The organism is Cupriavidus malaysiensis (genome assembly GCF_001854325.1).
In the GTDB taxonomy this organism is placed as follows: Bacteria; Pseudomonadota; Gammaproteobacteria; order Burkholderiales; family Burkholderiaceae; genus Cupriavidus; species Cupriavidus malaysiensis.
The window spans coordinates 3766259-3787176 of sequence record NZ_CP017754.1; the positions used below are offsets into that span (position 1 = coordinate 3766259).

Here is a 20918-nt window from a genome sequence, read left to right on the forward strand (position 1 = left end):
CGTTGAGCTCATCTTGCAGGATTGTGTACAGCGGGGCCCGGGTCGATGTCGAGCCGGAAGACATCCTCCATCGCCTGCGCGGAAAAACGACCGGAGATGTAGGCGCTGCCCTTCTCCGCGACGTCACGCCAGCGATCGTCGTTTCCAAGCAATGCCACGACCTCCATGGCCACCTTGCAAGGATCGTCGGAAACGGGCACGGCGTCCGTCAGGCCATCCAGGCCCTGCGCACCCACGGGCGTCGTCACCAGCGGCAAGCCATAGTTCATCGCTTCCACAACCTTGCTCTTCACGCCTGCGCCGAAACGCAGCGGAACGATCGCAACGCGCGCGATGCGGTAGTACTCCAGCAATTGCTCGTCGGTCACGTATCCCGTTACGGTGATGTCATCCGCGGCCAGTCGCTGGACTTCCGCGGTCGGGTTGGAACCGACCAGCCAGAGATGGACACCCGGCATGCTTGCCCTGATCAGCGGCATGATGTCGTGCACCAGCCATTTCGCCGCATCGACATTGGGCGGATGGCCGAATCCCGCGACGAACAGGATGCCGCTGCGCCCTTGCGGCGACCGCTCGGACAGGCCGGCCGGCGCCGCGTCAAAGAAATATGGCGGTACCGTGTGCGCCTTTGCCCCCGGCAAGGCTTCCAGCACCGTCTGGGTCTCGGTGGGCGACGGATAGTAAACCACGTCCACGCTCTTCCACAGCGTCAGCTCCAGCTCGCGCATGGCGGCAGCCTCCCTGCGAGCAGCCTCCGAGCCCGTCAGTTCTGCTTCATTCAGCAGGCGCGCATAGTGCAGGTCATGGCCGTAGAACAGGACCTTGGCACGGCTGCAGGCGCGCACCGCAGACAAAAACTCCTTGGCGACGGAAGGCCGGCTCAGCAGCACATAGTCGAGCAGCGAGCCATGCTCCGCGATCCAGCCACCGAAGTCGTTCTGGAACTCCCCGCCATAGAACACTTCAATGCCTGCCTGCTGCAGGGCCGAGACATAGTCGGGGTCGTACCAGAGATTCTGAGGCCAGAACTTCACGTTCAGGCCCATGCCTTGTAGCACACGCAGAAAACACCACATCGAACGGGACCCGGCATCGCGATCCGGCTGCGGCACATAGTGGTCAATGACCAGGATGGTCTTCTTACCGGCCGAGCGTTCGTGGGCATGGAACACATTGGTGCCGTTGTCGAAATGCTCGCGGTTCAGCACCTCGCGCCAGCGCTCGTGGAACTTCTTCTGGTTCTCCACCTGGTAGGCCTTGATGCCGCCACCGGTATCGGTGCCATGCGAAATGCCTTCATAGTGGACGATCACCGACCTCGGTTGGTAGAGTACACGCTTGCCGGCCGCTCGCACGCGGAACGCCAGATCCGAGTCTTCACAATAGGCGGGAACATACCATTCGTCGAAGCCGTTCAGTTCGCGGAACAATGCCGTCGGGATCAGCAGCGATGCGCCAGAGCAGTAATCGGTGTCCTTGACGTAGTTGTAGACACTGCGGGTCGGCTCGTCGAGGCGACCGAAATTCCAGGCGGAACCATCACGCCACAGGATGCCTCCGGCTTCCTGCAAGCGGCCGTCCGGATACACCAGCTTGGAGCCGACCATGCCGCAGTCCGGCTCCTTGTCGAACAGCGCCAGCATGGTGTCGAGCCATCCCGGCGTCACCTCTGTGTCGTTGTTCAGGAAATACAGGTATTTTCCGCGCGCCAGGCTTGCGGCATGGTTGCACGAGCGGATAAAGCCGAGATTCACCTCGTTCATCACGAAGCGCAGGCCGGGGATTTCCTGCATGCGCAGGATTTCCTGGTCGCCGGAAACGTCTTCGGCAACGATGACCTCGATCGGCACGCTCGGCATATGCGCGCAGATGGAGCGCACGCACGATAGGGTGTGGCTGATATTGCCGTAGGTCGGGATGATCACCGACACCACCGGCTCCGCCACCTCTTCCAGCTTCAGGCTGGCGAGCACCTCGTCGACATCACCGGCCGCGACCGGACCCAGCCCGACCGGAGTCAGCGCCATGCCGGCGCGATGGCGCCGCCACACCTCATAGTGGACCATGCCCTTGAATAACGGGCCGGCGACGCGGTAGGCAACACCGACGCTACGATCCTTCCACTTCTTGGACAGCGGAGCGCGCTGGTAGACCTCGCGACCGATCCGGATCAGCGAGGAACGCAGGTTGTCGAGCACTGCGGGGAAGTCGCCCCGCGCGAGCCGCGAAGCAAACCGCAGCGGACCCGTCATCCGCCAGGAAAGCGAGCGGCGCATGGCTTTCAGTTCGGTCTCTCCGGCCGCGATCTTGCCGAGCAGCCGGTCGTGCTCCAGACGCGCCAGCTCGAGCTCGTGCTTGAAATAGGCCGCCGCATCCAACGCCTCCACCGGCCACGACAGGCCGCCCGATTGCGGAGCCGGCATGGCGGGAGCTGGAGCGGAGTCAGACACACTCGGGCCGGCCGCCGCCGCACGGCGGCGGAACCGCTTTTGCAACCGCCGCAGGCCCGTATTCTCATACTTGGCCCGAAGCGACGAAACTTGCTGGTCGAGCGACAACGCCCAAGCCGTGCGCTCGTCGAACTCGGCCTGCAGCTCGCCAAGGCGCTTGCGCACCGAGGCTTCCTCCTCGCTGAGGCGCCCCGCCCACCTGGCGACCTCCTCCCGCTCGGCGTAGAGATCCACGCCCTCCTCGAAGAACACCGAAGCCGGGCCTGCCGGCAACTCCACCTCCGCGGCGGAGCAGATGGCGACGAAGTACATCATATCGTCGGCCGACACCGTGGTTGCCTTGACCACGTCGCCGCGCATCGTCAGCGCCTGGTACGCTGCCTGGCTCCCATCCAGCGGCAGCAGCACCGAGCTGGTGGCAAGCCGCTGGCCATAGTAGCTGACCTTGGCAAAACACGAGCGCAGCAAGGCATCGAACTCGTCGAAGTAGAGTTCCTTGACGTGATACTCGTTGTGGTAATCGCGGTCGTCGGAATAGACCTTCTTGTTCGGTGAAGACATGACCAGCACGCCGTCGGGACGAAGCACCCGGCGGACCTCCTTGATCATCTCCTCGTGCCCGAGCAGATGCTCGATCGTCTCGAACGACACCACCACATCCACACTGGCATCGGGCAGGGGAATCGCCGTGGCGCTGCCCGCCACAAAACGCAGGTTCTGGTGCTGCTGGTAGCGTTCGCGCGCGTGCGCGACCGCCTCATCGGAAATGTCCACGCCAACAACCGACTTCGCGCGGGTCGCCATGAGGGCGGATCCATATCCCTCGCCGCAGGCGATGTCGAGCACGTCCTTGCCGGCAGCTATATCCAGCGACCAGCTGTAGCGGTGCATATGCTCGTAGCGGATCGCCCCTTCTTCGGTGGGAACGAATCGTTCGCCGGTAAAGTTAAGCACTGACTATTCTTCCTCAGAAATTGCGATGTCGAGCATCGGGATACCGACCAGTCCATGCCGCATGGAGCTGTCCACCGCGCGCAGGGTCAGAGCGTCGTGCACCCAATGCTGCTGTGTATGGTCTTGCTGCGTGCCCGAAGCGACGGCTGCATCCACGGAATAGGCACCGACCGGCAAGGTCGGCATACGGAAGAGGAAGGACGCGCGATAACGCTTGCCGGCCTCACCTGACAGGGCGTCTTCGAGCGTGGCCAGGAAGGTGTTGTCGCCGAACAGACGCTGGCCCAGCCGGTCCTTCAGGTAGAAGCCGAAAATGAGGCCATCCAGCGCGGCATGGAGCTCGGCAGTGATGCGCAGCTCGACCAGCTCGCCGCCGTGGACCAGCTTCAGTTGCTCGCCATGCTCGTCCACCAGCACGGCATCGACGATGGACGCACCGCGTGCGCCGAACTCGCTGTCAGCCTGCTCGGGATCAAACTCGAATACTTCGATCTGCGTGCCGCCCCCTTGCGCGCGGAGCTTCTCCCAGCGGGCGTCCACCACATCGAGCTCGGTCTTCTTGCGTGGCTTCCTCTGCTTGGCGGCTCCGACCTTGACGGACACGCCAAGCGCACCGCGGTCCAGCGCATGCTGCTCCGCCAGGTATGCCTCGACGGTTTCCTTGGCGTTGCCGTCCATCTTCAGCTCGCCATGGTCGAGCCAAATCGCGCGCGAACACAGGCTGGTCACCGCCCCCACGTCATGACTGACGAACAGCAGCGTGCCGGTCTTCTGGAACTCCCGCAGGAAACGCATGCACTTCTGCGTAAAGCGCACGTCCCCCACCGAGAGCGCTTCGTCCACCACCAGCACATCGGCATCGACGTGCGCGGCGATGGCAAATGCCAGCCGCACATACATGCCACTGGAATAGGTTTTCACCGGCTGGTTGATAAAGTCACCGATCTCGGCGAAAGCAACGATGGAATCGAAGCGCTTGGCGAGTTCGTCCTGCTCGATGCCATATAGCAGCCCGCTCAGGTAAACATTCTCCTCACCGGTGAACTCCGGGTTGAAGCCGGCCCCCAGTTCGAGCAGCGCGGCGATGCGGCCGCTGACGCTGACCTCGCCCGAGGTTGGGAAAAGCGTGCCGCACACCAGTTGTAGCAGGGTCGATTTGCCCGAGCCGTTCTGGCCGATGATCGCAACGGTCTCGCCCTGCTGGACGTCGAAGCTGACGCCGCGCAGAGCCCAGAATTCACGGAAATACTCCGGCGGATGCATGCCGACCATGCGCTTGAGGCGCGGCACGACCATCTGTTTGAGGCGGTCCTTGGGCTGCGCGTAGATCTCGTAGCGCTTGCCCAGCTTGTCGACGCGAATCACGGACTTAGAGGACATCGGAGAACCCCTTGCGCGTCTTCTGGAACCAGGCCAGTCCGCCCCATGCCACGCAGTAGCCGACGGCCAGGTAGAGCAGCCAGCCCAGCCAGTCGATGCCGTTTCCCCAGATCGCGGCGTTGCGGATCTGCTCGACGATGAAGGTGATCGGATTCAGGTACAAGAGCGGGCGCAACCGCTCCGGCACCGATTGCAGCGGATAGAACACCGGTGCCATGAACATCAGCAGCGACGTGACGATGCCCATCACCTGCCCGAGATCGCGCAGGTAAACGCCAAGCGAAGCGAGCAGCCACACCAGGCCGGCAATCAGGATCACGAAGGGCAGCAGCACCACCGGCACCAGTAGCGCGGTCAGCGGCAGGTGGCCCTGCCAGATGAAGATCGCGCCGATCAGGATCACCGATGCCACCAGCGTATGGAACAGTGCCGAGCCGATGGCAATCCAGGGCAATGTCTCAAGCGGAAATACCACCTTCTTGACGAAGTTCGGGTTGTTCACCACCAGGGTCGGCGCGCGCTGCAGGCACTCGGCGATCAGGCCGTGCACCAGCACCCCGGCGAACATGACCACGGCGAACTCCAGGTGATCGGTCGAAGTCGGGCGCCAGCGCGACTTGAACACCACGCCGAAGACGAAGGTGTAGATCAGCAGCATCAGCAGCGGATTGATGAAGGTCCACAGCAGTCCCAGGAACGATCCCTTGTAACGGCCGGCGACCTCGCGCTTGACGAACTGGGTGATGATGCTGCGGTTCGCCACAACGGACTGCACCACGATCAGCGGGTGCAGGCTGGGTTTCTCCTTCATGAGCGGTGCCCCCGCCGGCTCGTCATCGGGACCTGGCGGCAGTCACCGGCGCCACGTGCTCGGGATGGCAGGATCATGCGAATACCTCGGCATCGGGCAGGCGCTTTCCGGCCGCGTCCTTGGCCGCAAGCACGGGCTCGCCGCCAGCCAGCGGCCATTGGATCCCCAGCGCGGGATCGTTCCAGGCCAGGCTGCGCTCATGCTCCGGGTACCAATAGTCAGTGGTCTTGTACAGGAACTCTGCCGATTCCGAGGTCACCACGAAACCATGGGCGAAACCCTCCGGCACCCACAGCTGCCGTTTGTTCTCGGCCGACAGCATCGCGCCGACCCATTTGCCGAAGGTAGGCGAGCTCTTGCGCAGGTCGACGGCCACATCGAAAACCTCGCCGGCGACCACGCGCACCAGCTTTCCTTGCGGATGCTGGATCTGATAATGCAGGCCACGCAATACGTTGCGCACGGAACGAGAATGATTGTCCTGGACGAATTCGCGCTTGAGGCCGGTAGCGGCTTCAAACGCCTTGGAATTGAAACTCTCGAAAAAAAACCCGCGGTCGTCGCCGAATACTCTCGGCTCGAGGACCAGCACCTCGGGTATCGCGGTGGCGATGGCTTTCAGGTTCATGACGTGGCTTACTTGATCGTTTCCGAGACTATGCGCTGCAGATACTTCCCATATCCGTTCTTCGCCAGCGGCGCCGCCAGCGCCGCCACCTGCTCGGCGCTGATCCATTTGCTGCGGTACGCGATCTCCTCCGGGCAAGCCACCATCAGCCCCTGGCGGTTCTGCAGCGTGGCGATGAAGCTGGCCGCCTCCAGCAGCGAGTCGTGCGTGCCGGTGTCCAGCCAGGCATAGCCACGGCCCATGATCTCCACGTCGAGTTGCCCCAGCGCCAGGTAGTGCTTATTGACATCGGTGATCTCGAGCTCGCCGCGGGCTGACGGCTTGATATCGGCAGCAATGTCACAAACCTGTCGATCATAGAAGTAAAGTCCGGTAACCGCGTAGTTCGAACGCGGCTTCTGCGGCTTTTCTTCAAGCGAAAGCGCACGGAAACCCTCGTCGAACTCCACCACGCCATAGCGCTCCGGATCGTGCACGTGATAGGCGAACACGGTGGCGCCTGCCTGCTGGCCGGCGGCACTCTCCAGCTGGCGCACCAGGTCATGCCCATGGAAGATGTTATCGCCCAGGATCAGCGTGGACGGATCGTTGCCGATGAAGTCACGGCCGATGATGAAGGCCTGCGCCAGCCCGTCGGGACTGGGCTGCACCGCGTACTGCAGGTTGATGCCCCACTTGCTGCCATCGCCCAGCATGTCCGCAAAGCGCGGCGTGTCTTCCGGCGTGGAAATCACCAGGATGTCACGGATCCCTGCCAGCATCAGCGTGGACAGCGGATAGTAGATCATCGGCTTGTCGTACACCGGCAGCAGTTGCTTGGAGACAGACCGCGTGATGGGGTAAAGCCGGGTGCCGGAGCCACCGGCCAGGATAATGCCTTTGCGCATGGTGTTCTGGTCAGGTAAGGATCTGATCGAGCAGGAGATGGACACCCTGCTGCCAATCCGGAAGATAGATGCCGAAGGTCTCGCGCAGCTTGCCCGTATCCAGCCGCGAGTTGGACGGGCGCGGCGCCGGCAGCGGGTAGGCGGTCGCCGGGATCGCCTCGATGGCCGCCGGGTCCACCTTGAGTTCGACGCCCTTGGCGGCGGCATAGCGGACCACCTCGCTGGCGTAGCCATGCCAGCTCGTCTCTCCGGCCGCGGCCAGGTGGTAGATGCCGCCGGCAAACTCTGCGCGCTCGCCGAACAGCCAGTGCCGCGCGATGATCTGCGCGGTCACGTCGGCAATCAATGCGGCCGTGGTGGGCGCGCCGAACTGGTCGGCGATCACGCGCAGGCTGTCGCGCTCGCGCGCCAGCTTGAGCATGGTCTTGGCGAAGTTGCCGCCATGCGCGCCGGCCACCCAGCAGGTGCGCAGCACCAGCGCCGCCGCGCCGGTCGCCGCGACGGCCAGTTCACCGGCCAGCTTGCTCTTGCCGTAGACGGACTGCGGCGCTACCGCATCGGTCTCGACGTAGGGGCCTTCCTTGCGGCCGTCGAAGACGTAGTCGGTCGAGTAGTGCACCAGCAGGCTGCCGAGCGCCTTGGCTTCCTCGGCCAGCACGCCGGCCGCGGTCGCATTGATGGCGAAGGCCGTCTCGGCGTCGGCTTCGGCCTTGTCCACCGCCGTGTAGGCCGCCGGGTTGACGATCACGTCCGGCCGCAGTTCGCGCACGCGCCGGCGGATCTCGTCCGGACGCGACAGGTCGCAGCCGGAGCGGTCCAGTGCGACCACCCGGCCCAGCGGCGCGAGGCTGCGGCGCAGCTCGAATCCGACCTGGCCGTTACAACCGGTGACAAGGAGTGTGGGGATGCGGGAAGCCTTAAGCTGCATATTGCTTGGCTACCCAGTTGCGGTATTCCCCCGACATCACATCCTGCACCCAGGCCTGGTTGTCCAGATACCACTGCACGGTCTTGCGCAGGCCGGTCTCGAAGGTCTCGGCCGGCTTCCAGCCCAGCTCGCGCTCGAGCTTGCGGGCGTCGATGGCGTAGCGCCGGTCATGGCCCGGGCGGTCCTTGACGAAGGTGATCTGATCCCGGTAGGAGCCGGCCGCGCGCGGCTTGAGCTCGTCCAGCAGGTCGCACAGGGTGTGCACCACGTCGAGGTTGGTCTTCTCGTTCCAGCCGCCGACGTTGTAGGTCTCGCCCAGGCGGCCGCGTGCCAGCACTTCGCGGATGGCCGCGCAGTGGTCGCCCACATAGAGCCAGTCGCGCACGTTGAGCCCGTCGCCGTACACCGGCAGGGGCTTGCCCGCGAGCGCGTTGGCGATCATCAGCGGGATCAGCTTCTCGGGGAAGTGGTACGGGCCGTAGTTGTTCGAGCAGTTGGTGGTCAGCACCGGCAGCCCGTAGGTGTGGTGGTAGGCGCGCACCAGATGGTCTGAGGCCGCCTTGGAGGCCGAGTACGGGCTGTTGGGCGCGTAGGCCGTGGTCTCCGAGAACTGCGGGTCGGTGGGGCTCAGCGAGCCGAACACCTCGTCGGTGGAGACATGCAGGAAGCGGAAGGCCGCCTTGGCATCGGCATCGAGCGCGCCCCAGTAGGCGCGCGTGGCCTCCAGCAGCGTGAAGGTGCCGACGATATTGGTCTGGATGAACTCGGCCGGGCCATGGATGGAGCGGTCCACATGGCTCTCGGCGGCGAAATGCACGACCGCGCGCGGACGGTAGGCAGCAAACAGGCGGTCGATCGCCTCGCGATCGCAGATATCGGTCTGCGAGAACACATGGCGTGCGTCGCCTTCCAGCGAGGCGAGCGTCTTGCGGTTGCCTGCGTAGGTCAGCTTGTCGATGTTGACGACGGCATCCGCGCCTGCGTCACGCAGCCAGCCGAGCACGAAGTTCGCACCGATGAACCCCGCCCCGCCCGTTACGAAGATATAGGACAACTCTTTTGCTCCCTGCCTATCGATATATATGTTCGAGAACCCGGCCAAAGCCGGGCGTCCGCCATATTCCATTGTGGGTTGGCGGGGATCCGTTTGTGCTTGGAAGTGGCGGTATTCTATCTGACAGGCAGTCCCCTCCTGCTGTACCCCCCTAACTTTTTGTACCATGTTGTAACGCAACACTGACTTATTGTCGCTACATCCAAACAATAACCCGCTCTATTCTGGCCTTTCTCGATGCCCGCCTCGCCCACCCCAACCGGCCGCCCCTTCGCCATCGGCGACCTCCAGGGATGCCTGCCTTCCCTCAATGTGCTGCTCAACCGACTTCCGGAGGATGCTCCCCTGCGCTTCGTCGGCGACCTCGTCAACCGCGGCCCCGCCTCCCTGCAGACCCTAAGGGCCATCCAGGGCTTCGGCGCGCGCGCCCGCACTGTGCTCGGCAACCACGATATCCACCTGTTGGCGGTCGCCGCCGGCGTGCGCAAGAAGGGACGCAGTGACACCCTGGATGACATCCTGGCGGCGCCCGACCGCGACGCCCTGCTGGACTGGCTGCGCCATCAGCCGCTCGCCCTGGAAGAGGATGGCTTCCTGCTGGTGCATGCGGGCGTGCTGCCCCAGTGGACGGCCACGCAGGTGCTGGAACTGGCCCGCGAGGTCGAGAAGCAGCTGCAGGGCCCGGGCTGGCAGGATTTCCTCGCCAACGTGTTCGGCAACACGGCGGATCGCTGGCAGGACGGCCTGCGCGGCATCGAACGGCAGCGGGTGGTGGTCAACGCCTTGACACGCCTGCGCTTCTGCAGCGCGGAGGGCGTGATGGACTTCAAGACCAAGGAAGGCGCCGACGGTGCGCCGCAGGGCTTCATGCCCTGGTTCGAGGTGCCAGGGCGGCGCAGCAGCGATGTGACCGTCGTCTGCGGCCACTGGTCGACACTGGGACTGGTGATGCGGCCGAACCTGCTGGCGCTGGACACCGGCTGCGTCTGGGGAGGCCGGCTCAGCGCCGTGCGCCTGGCGCACGACCCGTCGGCACGCGACCTCGTGCAGGTGGACTGCCCGCCTTACTGCGACCCGCTGGCGTAAGTCCCGGCACGGTGGCGCCGGGCGGAGCGGCGGGCCCTCGCAGTCCGCTTCAGCGCGCTGGCGCCGGCACGGCCTCGCCGTCGGGCGTGGTGCCCGCCGCAGTCATGCCATTGACCCGTGCGGCCACGCCATGGGCCTGCTCGTGCGCGCCCTGGGTCAGGTGCATGACCACCTCGCGCGCGGCTTCACCGAGCTCGCGCCGGCTGGCCGAGGCGGCATGCAGGGCCGGGGCGAACGACAGGCGCGCGACGATGGGGGGCGCGGACAACACCGCGTTCAGGCACTGCAGCAGGCTGAGGTCGCCGATATAGGCCGGCGCCAGGGTCGGCTGCCGCGTGGCGCCATCGAGATAAGCCAGCCCCAGGGGCTGCACCGGCAAGCCGGCCGAGAGCGGGGCCTGCATCAGGTTGGCGTGGAAAGGCAGCACGCTGCTGCCGTCGCTGGTGGTGCCCTCGGGGAACACGCACACCAGGTCGCCCTGCCGCATCACCCCGGTGATGTCGTGCAGCACGCGATGTGCGTCGCGCTTGCGCCCGCGCTCGATAAAGATGGTACCGGTCTGCTGGCACAGCCAGCCGATCAGCGGCCAGCTGCGGATCTCCGACTTGGCGACGAAGCGCACCGGCTGCCAGCAGTTGATCACGTAGATGTCCAGCCACGAGATATGGTTGCACACCACCATCGCGCCATGGCCCGCGCCGGTCGCAGGCGGCTCGCCCTGCAGCTCGACCGTGATGCCGCACAGGCGCAGCAGGCGCCGCGACCAGCGCCGGATGTGCCATTGGCGCGCGGCCGGCCCCAACCAGGGGAACAGCAGCGCGCAGGTCAGTGCCCCCCGCACCAGGTGCAGCACCAGTCCCAGCTTGCGCAGCCAGACCATGATCGTCGCCCGTCAGTGCGCGTCGTGCACGATGTGGCCGCCGACCAGCGTCGTGCGCACCTTGCCCTGCATCTCGTAGCCCAGCCACGGCGAGTTCTTGCCCTGGCTCTTGAGCGAGCGTCGCTCCACCTTCCAGGCCTGCTCGGGATCGAACAGGCACACGTCGGCGGCGGCACCGACGGCCAGCGTGCCGGCCGGCAGGCCGACCGCGCGCGCCGGCTCGCTGGTGATGCGGGCCAGCGCCTGCGCCAGCGGCACCTTGTGCTCGCGCGCCCAGCGCAGCGTCAGCGGCAGCAGCAGTTCGAGGCCGGTGGCGCCCGGCGTTGCCTCGGCGAAGGGCAGCAGCTTCTCGTCGTCGTCCACCGGGGTGTGGTCCGAGCACAGCGCGTCGATGGTGCCGTCGGCCAGGGCGGCGACGATGGCGTCGCGGTCGCGCGCGCTGCGCAGCGGCGGCGTGAAACGCATCTGCGCGTTGAAGTAGCCGATGTCCACATCGGTCAGCGAGACGTGGTGGATATTGACGTCGCAGCTCACGCGCAGGCCTTCGCGCTTGGCCTGGCGTACCAGTTCCAGGCCCGCCGCGGTGGACAGGCGGCAAAGGTGCACGCGGGCGCCGGTGGCGCGCAGCAGTTCGAAGATGGTGTGCAGGCGCACCGTTTCCGCGAACACCGACACGCCCGACAGGCCCAGGCGCGAGGCGACCGCCCCGCTGGCCGCCACGCCGCCGCCCAGGAAGGGGTCCTCCGGGCGCAGCCAGACCGTGAAGCCGAAGGTCTGTGCGTATTGCAGTGCGCGCAGCAGCACCTGGGTGTTGTGGATGGGTGCCTCGGCCTGGCTGAAGCCGACGCAGCCGGCCTCGGTCAGCTGCGACATCTCGGTCAGCACTTCGCCCTTCAGGCCCAGGGTCAGCGCGCCGAGCGGGTAGACATGGGTCTGGTTCAGCGTACGGGCGCGGAACTTGAGCATTTCCACCAGGCCAGGCTCGTCGAGCACGGGATCGGTATCGGGCGGGCACACCAGGCTGGTGACGCCGCCCGCGGCGGCGGCGGCCACCTCGGATTCCAGCGTGGCCTTGTATTCGTAGCCCGGCTCACGCAGGCGCGCCGACAGGTCGACCAGTCCGGGGCAAACGACCAGGCCGCTGGCGTCGATGGTCTTGTTGGCATGGAAATCGGCCGGGGCATCGCCCACGCCGACGATCTTGCCGGCGGCGATGTACAGGTCCTGGCGGGCATCGATGTTGCCGGCCGGGTCGATCAGGCGGCCACCCTTGATGTGAATCTTCATATCGCGTCGCTTGCTGTGTTCGCTATGTTCGCTTTGCGCCTCGCGCCCTGTGCGGCGCGGCCTCGCTGCTGCTTCAGTCGTTGTTGCCCGCCACGATGCCCATCACGGCCATGCGTACGGCGATGCCGAAGGTGACCTGGTTCAGGATCACCGACTGCGGGCCGTCGGCCACGGCGGAATCGATCTCGACGCCGCGGTTCATCGGACCGGGGTGCATCACGATGGCGTCCGGCTTGGCCAGCGCCAGGCGTTCCGGGGTCAGGCCGTAGGCCTTGAAGTACTCCTGCGCCGAGGGCAGCAGCGCGCCGCTCATGCGTTCGTTCTGCAGCCGCAGCATGATCACCACGTCGACGCCCTTGAGGCCTGCCTCCATGTCGTGGAAGACCTTCACGCCCATCTGCTCCAGCCCCGAGGGCAGCAGTGTGCGCGGGCCGATGGCGCGCAGCTCGGGCACGCCAAGCGTGGTCAGCGCGTGGATGTCGGAGCGGGCCACGCGCGAATGGAGGATGTCGCCCACGATCGCCACCGTCAGCTGCGTGAAGTCCTTCTTGTAGTGACGGATGGTGTACATGTCGAGCAGCCCCTGCGTCGGGTGCGCATGGCGGCCGTCGCCCGCGTTGATCACGTGCACATGGGGCGCGACGTGCTCGGCGATCAGGTAGGGCGCACCCGAACTGGCGTGGCGCACCACGAACATGTCGGCGGACATCGCCGACAGGTTGTTGATGGTGTCCAGCAGCGATTCGCCCTTGCTGGTCGACGAAGCGTTGATGTTCAGGTTGAGCACGTCGGCCGACAGGCGCTTGGCGGCGATCTCGAAGGTCGTGCGGGTGCGCGTCGAGTTCTCGAAGAACAGGTTGAACACGCTCTTGCCCCGCAGCAGCGGCACCTTCTTGACCTCACGGTCGGAATCGGAGAGGGAGACGAACTGGCTGGCGGTGTCGAGGATGTGGGTGATCATCTCGCGCGACAGCCCCTCGATCGACAAGAGGTGCTTCAGTTCACCATTCTTGGTCAGCTGCGGGTTGCGGAACATCTTGGTCATGGCGGGTCGGACCTGGGCAGGAATCGGGTCGGGTTCTTCTTCGGCGCACCGGCAGCGTCGGCCGGGCGCGGTGGGACATCAGCTGGCGGCAGCCTCGGTGGCGAAGGCGAAGCGCATGCCGGCGCCCTCGCCCTGGCGCGACAGCACCAGCGTGCGTTCGCGCGGCAGTTCCAGGCGCTCGGCCACGATGTCGGCGGCGATCGGCAGCTCGCGACCGCCGCGGTCGACCAGCGCGGCCAGCACCACACGGGCCGGCCGGCCGTAGTCGAACAGTTCATTGACGGCCGCGCGGATGGTGCGGCCGGTCGCCAGCACGTCGTCGATCAGCAATACGTTGCGGTCCTGCACCTCGAACGGCAGCGTGGTTGGCTGGGCCTGGCTGTGCAGGCCCTTCTTGGCGTAGTCGTCGCGGTGGAAGGCGACATTGACCACGCCGTGGCCCGCCAGCCCGAGGTCGGCGGCGAGGCGCTCGGCGATCCAGGCGCCACCGGAGTGGATGCCGGCCACGCCCCATTGCGCGCGGGCCTCGGGGGCCGCGGGCAGCAGGGCCTGGACCTGGTCGCGCAGCGAACGATAGAGCACTTCGGCGTCGGGGGTGGAGGACTGGGTCATGGCGGGATGGTTGTCGGTATTCGGATCGGCGGGTCAGGCGCAGATTCGGCAGGCAGCGGCGCGCGACCGTCAGGCGCCGCCCCGGTCGGGCGGCATGTCAGGCCGCTCGCATGCCTCCGGCTGGTCGAAATATTGCTGCAGGATGATGCGGGCGGCCTCCGCGTCGAGGGCACCCGGACGCGCGCCGGCCATCTGCGCCAGGCGCGATGTGTAGCGTTCGTCGACCCAGCTCACCGGCAGCCCGAAGCGGCCGTTCAACTGGTTGCCGAAGCGGCGCGCCAGCCGCATCGACGGCTGCTCGCCGCCGTCGGGATTGAGCGGCATGCCCACCACCAGCTGGACCGGCGACCACTCCGCGATCAGTGCGGCGACGGCCGCAAAGCGGCCGTCCACGGTCAGATTCGGGAGGATGGTCAGGGCGCGCGCCTCGCGCGTGACGAAATTCCCCAGGGCAACGCCGATCTTGCGCTCGCCGTAGTCGAAAGCCAGCACGGTACCGTCGCGGGGCCGGCCAAGGCCCGGCTGCTCAGGCATGCCCGGCCTCACCCGAGAGCATGGTCAGGTCGATGCCCAGCAGGCGGATGGCGGCGGCGAAGCGTTCCTCGGGAGGAATGCTGAAGATGATTTCGGGATCGGAGTGGACGGTCAGCCAGCCATTGCGGGACAACTCTTCCTCGAGCTGGCCGGCGCCCCAGCCGGAATAGCCCAGCGTCAGCAGGAAGCGCCTTGGCCCGTCGCCATTGGCGACAGCTTCCAGCACGTCCTTGGAGGTGGTCATTTCCAGGCCGCCGGGCACGGTCAGCGAAGAGACATAGCGGCCGACCGGGTCGTGCAGCACGAAGCCACGCTCGGTCTGCACCGGCCCGCCGAAATAGACGGGCTGGCTGGCGACCGGCTGGATCTCGAGCTTGAGGTCGATCTTGTCGAACAGCGTGCCCATGTCGATATCGATGGGCCGGTTGATCACCAGGCCCAGGGCGCCACGTTCGTTGTGCTCGCACACATAGACGACGGAACCCGCAAAGGTCGGATCGGCCATGCCTGGCATGGCAATCAGGAACTGATTGGTCAGATTGATCTGGGCTTCGGGCTTCGCCATGCCTTGCATTTTATCAAATCGCCGCGCTTGTTCTGTAAAACTTTGGCGTCAATGCCGCCGCGCGGCCGGGTTCGGTTCCGGGATGGAGTGGGTTGCGCAAGGGCGGGACGCGCCCTCAATCCTTGCGCGTCAGCTGCGCGACTTCTTCGGCGTGCAGCCAGCGCCAGCCGCCCGGCGCCAGGCCGGGATCGAGGCTGACCGGCCCGACCGCGCTGCGGTGCAGGGCGGTCACGTGATTCCCGGCGGCCACCACCATGCGCTTGACCTGATGGTACTTACCCTGCACCAGCGTCAGGCGCATGCTGTGCTCGCCGGTGCCCATGCAGTCGGCCGCCGCCAGCGGCGCCGGTTCGTCATCGAGCTGCACGCCGTTGCGCAGCGCCTCGATCTGCGCCAGCGTCACCGGCTCGGCGGTGGTCACCTCGTAGACCTTGGGCACCTTGCGCTTGGGCGAGGTCTGGGCATGGATGAACTGGCCATCGTCGGACAGCAGCAGCAGGCCGGTGGTGTCCTGGTCGAGCCGGCCCACGGCCTGCACGCCGCGCTCGCGCAAGGGCACCGGCAGCAGCGTGTAGACGCTGGGATGGTGCAGCGGCCGCTGCGAGCACTCGTAGCCAGCCGGCTTGTTCAGCATCAGGTAGGCCTTGACGTGGCAGATCCAGGCCTCGCCGTCCACCACCAGGCGCAGTCCCTCCGGCTCGAAGCGCGCGCGCGGGTCGTCGCAGGCCTCGCCGTCGACCTCGACCAGGCCGGCATAGACCAGGTCGCCGCAGTAGCGGCGCGTGCCGAAGCCTTGGGATTGGAGAATACGGTCGAGTGTCATCATGTCGTCATGCGGGAGCCATCGCCCCCAGGGAAAAGCCAACCGCGGCGCACCTCGGCGCCAACGGCACTATGGTAGGTTATCGGGCCCATCGCCGACAGCCTGGCGTCCTGAATCCCAAATTCGTTGACTCAGTCCGCCGATCAGTCGCGCGATGCGTTGTCACGAAACACTAGCTGCCACCGACCATGTCCACCACACGACAGCCCTATCGGATCGGCCGCCGCTTTGCGCGCGGCCTGGTCTGGTTTCGCCGTGACCTGCGCCTCGACGACCATGCGGCGCTGCATTATGCCCTCAAGCACTGCGCGCGGGTATGGTGCGTGTTCGTGCTCGACCGGGACATCCTCGATCCCCTGCTCGCCCGCGGCCTGCAGGCCGACCGGCGCGTGGCGTTCATCCTGGCCTCGCTGCGCGCGCTGGATGCCGCGCTGCGGGCCGCAGGCGGCGGCCTGATCGTGCGCCATGCGCGCGCGGCCGAGGCGCTGCCGGCACTGGCCCGCGAACTGGATGCCGAAGCGGTCTTCGCCAACCACGACTACGAACCTTCCGCCCGCGCGCGTGACGCGGCGGTCGCCGCGGCGCTGGCCGCGCAATCGCGCGCCCTCTTCCACTTCAAGGACCAGGTGGTATTCGAGGAGGACGAGATCCTGAACGGTCAGGGCAGGCCGTTCGGGGTCTTCACACCGTACAAGAACGCCTGGCTCAAGACCCTGCAGCCGTTCGACCTGCGGCCCTACCCGGTTGCGCCCTACCTGGGCGCGCTGGCGCCGGCGGACGGGCATGCCGGCCCGCTGCCATCGCTGGCAGCGCTGGGCTTCGCCCCGACCAACCTGGCCGCCCTGCCGCTGCCCCCCGGCAGCGAGGGGGCCCATGCCCTGTTCGACGACTTTCTCGCCCGCCTCGGCGACTACGGCCGCCGCCGCGACTTTCCCGCCCTGCGCGGCCCCAGCTACTTGTCGGTGCACCTGCGCTTCGGCACCATCTCCATCCGCACCCTGGCGCGCGCCGCACACGAGGCAGCGCTGCGCGGCGGCGCCGATGCCGACGGCGCCGCTGTGTGGCTGTCGGAACTGATCTGGCGCGAGTTCTACTTCATGATCCTGCACCACCATCCGCAGGTGGCGCAGGGCCGCAGCTTCCATCCGGCCTACGACGCCATCCGCTGGCTCGACGGCCCGCTCGCCGACGACTACTTCGCTGCCTGGCGCGATGGCCGCACCGGCTACCCGCTCGTCGATGCCGCCATGCTCCAGCTCGCGCAGAGTGGCTACATGCACAACCGCCTGCGCATGGTCAGCGCCAGCTTCCTGTGCAAGGACCTGGGGATCGACTGGCGGCGCGGCGAGCAGCTGTTCGCCGACCGGCTCAATGACTTCGACCTGGCGGCCAACAACGGCGGCTGGCAATGGGCGTCGTCGAGCGGCTGCGATGCGCAGCCCTACTTCCGCATCTTCAACCCGGTCACGCAATCGCAGAAGTTCGACCCGCAGGGCCGCTTCATCCGCAAGTACCTGCCCCAGCTGGCGGCGCTGCCGGACAAGTACCTGCATGCACCGTGGACCGCGCCGGACGACGTGTTGGCCGCGGCGCGCGTGCGCCTGGGCGAGACCTATCCGCGCCCCATCGTGCAGCACGATGTCGCGCGCAGGCAGACGCTGGAGCGCTATGCGGTGGTCAAGGCCCGCGCGGCCGGCACCGGCGCGCAGGCATGAAGCGGATGGCGCTCAGGCCGCCAGCATCGCGCTTTCGCGGTAGTGGCGCTGCGCTTCCTCGAGCCGGTCGGTTTCTTCGAACAGACGCCCCAGCGCCAGGTGGGAACGCACGCGCAGCCGCACCTGCTGCGCCGTATCGGCATATTTCAGCGCGCGCTCGAAGTTGGATTGCGCCTTGCCCCACAGTTGCTCGCCCAGGCACAGCACGCCCAGCGTGTAGTACAGGTCGGCGTCGGCCGGATGCTGGACCAGCCATTTCTCCGCCTGCTGGATCAGCGGCAGGGCCTGGCCAGGCGCCGCACACTCGGCGTAGCGCTGCACCAGGCGCGCATCCCAGTTCACCTTGAGCGCTTCCTCGACGATCTTGCGCGCCTCGTCCTGCTTGCCCAGCGCGGCGAAATAGCGCGCCGCCGGCTCGGCGATGCGCACCGCGCGGCGCTCGTCGGCCGACAGGGTACGCCAGAAGTCCTGCAGCGCCTCGGCATCCTGGCGCCGTTCCTCCAGCATCGCTTCGCAGGCCATCTGCTTGAGCCGCAGCGCCAGCACCGGGTGCAGGGCGTTGCGCTTCTCCAGAGCGCGCGCCAGGCGCAGCACTTCGGACCAGTTCTTCAGGTGCTGGTGGGCGCGCAGCGCGATGCGCTGCACGTGGATCTGCCGCCCGCCCTGGGCCTGCAGCTGCGCGATGGTCTCCAGCGCGCCCTCGGCATCGCGCGCGTCGACCAGCAGCTCGGCCATCGACACCAGCCGGGCCTGCTCGCGCTCCGGATCGGTGACCTGCTCCATCCACTTGTCGCGCCGCTCCGACTCCTGCATGCGGTGCGCCGCGCGCGCGCCGATCAGTGCCGCCGTCTGTGCCTGCGCGGGCCATGCCTGGGCTTCCCGTGCCGCGCGCTCGGCGCGGGCGAAGCGGCCCGCGAACAGGTTCTCGATGGCCTCGCGCAGCGCCGCCTGGGCGCCCGACATGCGCTTGCGCTCACGGTAGGCAGCGGCACGGCGCGGCATTTCCGAGAGGTGCCGCGCCGCCGAGAACAGCGTCCACAGCACGAAGAAGACCAGCAGCAGCAGTGCCAGCGCCAGGTTCAGCGACAGCTCGACCCGGTACGGCGGGTAGAACAGCACCACATTGCTTTGGTTGAACTGCGTGAACAACGCCAGGCCGACCGCGCCGCCGAACAGCAGCGCCACCCAGAACAGAAGCCGCATGCGCTACTCCTTCTTGAGCGCGTGCAGCGCGCCGAGGCTGTCGGCCATGGTCGGCAGCTGTACCGTGACGGCGCCGGCCTGCGCCTGCTTGAGCAGGGTCTGCACACCCTGGACACGGCGCGCGTGGCCGTCGAAGTAGCGTGCGATCATGGCCTGCGCCGCCGCCAGGTCGTTGCGGAACACCGGTTCGTTGCGCGACAGCAGGGCCAGGCGCGCGTTGAGCAGGCGCAGCTTGACGTTCTCGCGCAGGAACCAGCCCTGGTCGCCGGACAGCAGCAGGGCCTCAGCGTCGTCCACGCGGCGCACCCGCACCACGCTGGCGAGTTCCTCGCGCAGGTCGCCCCACAGGCCGCCGAACCAGCCGGCGATCGCATGGCCGGCCTGCTGGGCCGGCGTCGCCGGGCCGCCCGGGCCGCCGTCCTTCGCTGCCTTGCGGGCAGCCTTGCGCGCGTCGGCTTCGCTGCGCTCGAGCATGCGCTCGCTCGACAGCAGCGGCAGCGCGTCGACCTGGTTGATGGCTTCGTCGAGCTTGATCGCGGCGCCGGTCAGGTCGGTATCGGGCACCGCCTTCATGCGGGCGATATCGCGCGCGAGGGCCCGGCGCAGCAGGTTGTACTGCGGCTTGTCGGTACGCGCCAGGCGCGCGTCGGCGCTCTGCAGCGCGGCCAGCGCGACCTGCACGTTGCCCGTGAACTGCAGTTGCTGACCGGCATTGGTCAGCAACTGCTGGATCTCAGCGATCTCCCAGTCGTCGCGGTTGCGCATCAGGTCCTGGTAGACCTGCTCGAGGGCGGCCTGCTTGTCACGCGTCTCGGCGACCTCGCCTTCCAACCCGCCCACCTTGCCCTGCAGGTCCTTGACGGTGTCCTGCGCATTGCGCGTCAGCACGCGCGACTCCTGCACCAGCGCGTCGTTGCTCTGCTGGCGTCGCGCCAGTTCCTGGGTCAGGTGGTCGATGCGCTGCTGAAGCCACCAGAAGCCGCCGCCGGTAGCCAGCAGCAGCACCACGAGCAGCAGCCACCAGGGATTGGCCCGGGAACTGCCGGCGGCCGGCGGCGCGGCCGCGGAGCCGGGAACGGATGCGGTGGAGGACGGGTTGTCTTGCGTCACGCGTTCGACCTTGATGGAGGTTGCCGACAGCGGCTGCGCTGCCGGCGCGGGCTGGGGCGGGCCCGCATAGGATTCGGCCCACTGCCGGCAGGCGGCCAGCAGGCCGTCGTCCCCGGGCGCCGCGCGCAGCAGCCGTGCGAAGCCCAGTGCGCCGGCCTGTTCGGCAATTCTCGCATGCGGCGCGATGCACTGCACCTGGTGCAGGCAGGCAAGTTCCTGCGGCGACAGGTGCTGGCGCGCCAGGGCATCGAGGTTGCGCACCGCTTCCGAGCTGGTCAGCAGCCAGGCCTGCGGCGGCGCACCGGGACGCAGGCCGTCCCGCACCGCTTGCCATTGCAGGGGGCCGGGCTCGGGCACGGCCCGCCGGTAGGCTTCGACCGCTTGCACCTCGGCGCCGGCCTCGCGCAAGCGCTCGGCCAGCCAGTCGCGCCCGCCGTTGCCGCGCACCAGCAGCACCTCGCGCCCGGCCAGCGCCGCCAGGTCGAGCGCGCTGCCGAGCTGCGCCCACAGTGCCTCGGAATCGAAGCGCGGCGCGTCGGCGGCCTCGCCGCCCTGGGCCGCGTGCTCGCCCGGGCCATTGTCGTCCGCGCCGCCGTCGGCGGCGCCCGCCGGCGCGATCACCTGCTCGCGCGGCGCGCCGATGCCACGCTGCGCCAGTGCCGCGACGCTGGCGGGCCCGACCACCGCGATGGGCACGCCCACCGGCCATTGCGGCACGGCCGCGCCCTGCACTTCGGCCAGCGCGTCCAGCGCATGGCTGATCGCGTTCGGACTGACGAAGACCACCAGCGCGAAGTCGGCCAGCCGGGCCAGTGCGGCGCGCAGCGGTGCCGGGTCGGCGGCCGGCCCGATCGCCAGCAGCGGGAAGCCCAGCACGTCCAGGCCCGCGGCCTGCAAGGCCTCGGTCAGGTGCCGGGACTGCCCGGCGGGTCGTGTCACGACGACGGTCGGGCGAGGCATGCGACG

The 20918-nt window shown here is 67.3% G+C and carries 18 protein-coding genes; 2 read left to right on the forward strand and 16 right to left on the reverse strand.

The window, feature by feature from the left end; translation table 11 throughout:
* Positions 1-8: 8 nt before the first annotated feature.
* The 7 genes from BKK80_RS17045 to rfbB form a co-directional block, all read right to left on the reverse strand.
* Positions 9-3404, reverse strand: coding sequence for a methyltransferase domain-containing protein (locus tag BKK80_RS17045; RefSeq protein WP_157903246.1), 3396 nt, complete (start codon positions 3402-3404; stop codon positions 9-11).
* A gap of 3 nt (positions 3405-3407) precedes the next feature.
* Positions 3408-4784, reverse strand: a complete 1377-nt coding sequence (locus BKK80_RS17050) for an ABC transporter ATP-binding protein (protein WP_071037969.1) — start codon at positions 4782-4784, stop codon at positions 3408-3410.
* Complete coding sequence (locus tag BKK80_RS17055; RefSeq protein WP_071037968.1) at positions 4774-5595, reverse strand: ABC transporter permease; 822 nt, start codon at positions 5593-5595, stop codon at positions 4774-4776. Before BKK80_RS17055 ends, BKK80_RS17050 begins: the two co-directional genes overlap by 11 nt.
* Before the next feature lie 73 nt (positions 5596-5668).
* Positions 5669-6223, reverse strand: coding sequence for a dTDP-4-dehydrorhamnose 3,5-epimerase (gene rfbC / locus BKK80_RS17060; protein WP_071037967.1), 555 nt, complete (start codon positions 6221-6223; stop codon positions 5669-5671).
* 8 nt (positions 6224-6231) lie between these two features.
* Complete coding sequence (gene rfbA / locus BKK80_RS17065) at positions 6232-7110, reverse strand: glucose-1-phosphate thymidylyltransferase RfbA (RefSeq protein WP_071037966.1); 879 nt, start codon at positions 7108-7110, stop codon at positions 6232-6234.
* Between the two features lie 10 nt (positions 7111-7120).
* On the reverse strand, positions 7121-8038 hold the full coding sequence (rfbD, locus tag BKK80_RS17070; protein WP_071070293.1) for a dTDP-4-dehydrorhamnose reductase: 918 nt from the start codon (positions 8036-8038) through the stop codon (positions 7121-7123).
* Positions 8028-9092 carry a dTDP-glucose 4,6-dehydratase gene (rfbB, locus tag BKK80_RS17075; RefSeq protein ID WP_071070295.1) on the reverse strand — a complete coding sequence of 355 codons (1065 nt, stop codon included), beginning with the start codon at positions 9090-9092 and terminating at the stop codon, positions 8028-8030. Before rfbB ends, rfbD begins: the two co-directional genes overlap by 11 nt.
* A 237-nt stretch (positions 9093-9329) precedes the next feature.
* Here rfbB and BKK80_RS17080 point away from each other — a divergent pair, with 237 nt between their 5' ends.
* Positions 9330-10178 (forward strand): symmetrical bis(5'-nucleosyl)-tetraphosphatase, encoded by an 849-nt coding sequence (locus tag BKK80_RS17080; RefSeq protein ID WP_071070297.1) that lies wholly within the window; start codon positions 9330-9332, stop codon positions 10176-10178.
* 49 nt (positions 10179-10227) lie between these two features.
* Here the strand turns inward: BKK80_RS17080 and BKK80_RS17085 are convergent, their stop codons facing one another.
* The 7 genes from BKK80_RS17085 to BKK80_RS17115 form a co-directional block, all read right to left on the reverse strand.
* Positions 10228-11058: a lysophospholipid acyltransferase family protein gene (locus BKK80_RS17085; protein ID WP_071070299.1), complete on the reverse strand. Its 831-nt coding sequence runs from the start codon at positions 11056-11058 to the stop codon at positions 10228-10230.
* Between the two features lie 12 nt (positions 11059-11070).
* Positions 11071-12345 (reverse strand): dihydroorotase, encoded by a 1275-nt coding sequence (locus BKK80_RS17090; RefSeq protein WP_071037961.1) that lies wholly within the window; start codon positions 12343-12345, stop codon positions 11071-11073.
* A gap of 73 nt (positions 12346-12418) precedes the next feature.
* Positions 12419-13390: an aspartate carbamoyltransferase catalytic subunit gene (locus BKK80_RS17095; protein ID WP_071014937.1), complete on the reverse strand. Its 972-nt coding sequence runs from the start codon at positions 13388-13390 to the stop codon at positions 12419-12421.
* A 78-nt stretch (positions 13391-13468) separates the two neighbouring features.
* The gene (gene pyrR / locus BKK80_RS17100; RefSeq protein WP_071014940.1) at positions 13469-14002 is read right to left on the reverse strand and encodes a bifunctional pyr operon transcriptional regulator/uracil phosphoribosyltransferase PyrR; all 534 of its coding nucleotides are present in this window, start codon (positions 14000-14002) and stop codon (positions 13469-13471) included.
* Between the two features lie 69 nt (positions 14003-14071).
* Complete coding sequence (gene ruvX, locus BKK80_RS17105; protein WP_071014942.1) at positions 14072-14536, reverse strand: Holliday junction resolvase RuvX; 465 nt, start codon at positions 14534-14536, stop codon at positions 14072-14074.
* Entirely contained in the window at positions 14529-15101 is a 573-nt protein-coding gene (locus BKK80_RS17110) for a YqgE/AlgH family protein (RefSeq protein ID WP_071016544.1), read from the reverse strand. Before BKK80_RS17110 ends, ruvX begins: the two co-directional genes overlap by 8 nt.
* 115 nt (positions 15102-15216) lie before the next feature.
* Positions 15217-15924 carry a 16S rRNA pseudouridine(516) synthase gene (locus tag BKK80_RS17115; RefSeq protein WP_071038546.1) on the reverse strand — a complete coding sequence of 236 codons (708 nt, stop codon included), beginning with the start codon at positions 15922-15924 and terminating at the stop codon, positions 15217-15219.
* Between the two features lie 188 nt (positions 15925-16112).
* On the opposite strand from BKK80_RS17115, the gene BKK80_RS17120 reads away from it, so the two are divergent.
* Positions 16113-17639 carry a cryptochrome/photolyase family protein gene (locus BKK80_RS17120; protein WP_071037960.1) on the forward strand — a complete coding sequence of 509 codons (1527 nt, stop codon included), beginning with the start codon at positions 16113-16115 and terminating at the stop codon, positions 17637-17639.
* 12 nt (positions 17640-17651) lie between these two features.
* Here the strand turns inward: BKK80_RS17120 and BKK80_RS17125 are convergent, their stop codons facing one another.
* Together BKK80_RS17125 and hemDX are read right to left on the reverse strand one after the other, a co-directional pair.
* On the reverse strand, positions 17652-18842 hold the full coding sequence (locus BKK80_RS17125) for a heme biosynthesis HemY N-terminal domain-containing protein (RefSeq protein WP_071014948.1): 1191 nt from the start codon (positions 18840-18842) through the stop codon (positions 17652-17654).
* A 3-nt stretch (positions 18843-18845) separates the two neighbouring features.
* On the reverse strand, positions 18846-20912 hold the full coding sequence (hemDX, locus tag BKK80_RS17130; RefSeq protein WP_071037959.1) for a fused uroporphyrinogen-III synthase HemD/membrane protein HemX: 2067 nt from the start codon (positions 20910-20912) through the stop codon (positions 18846-18848).
* Between the last annotated feature and the right edge of the window lie 6 nt (positions 20913-20918).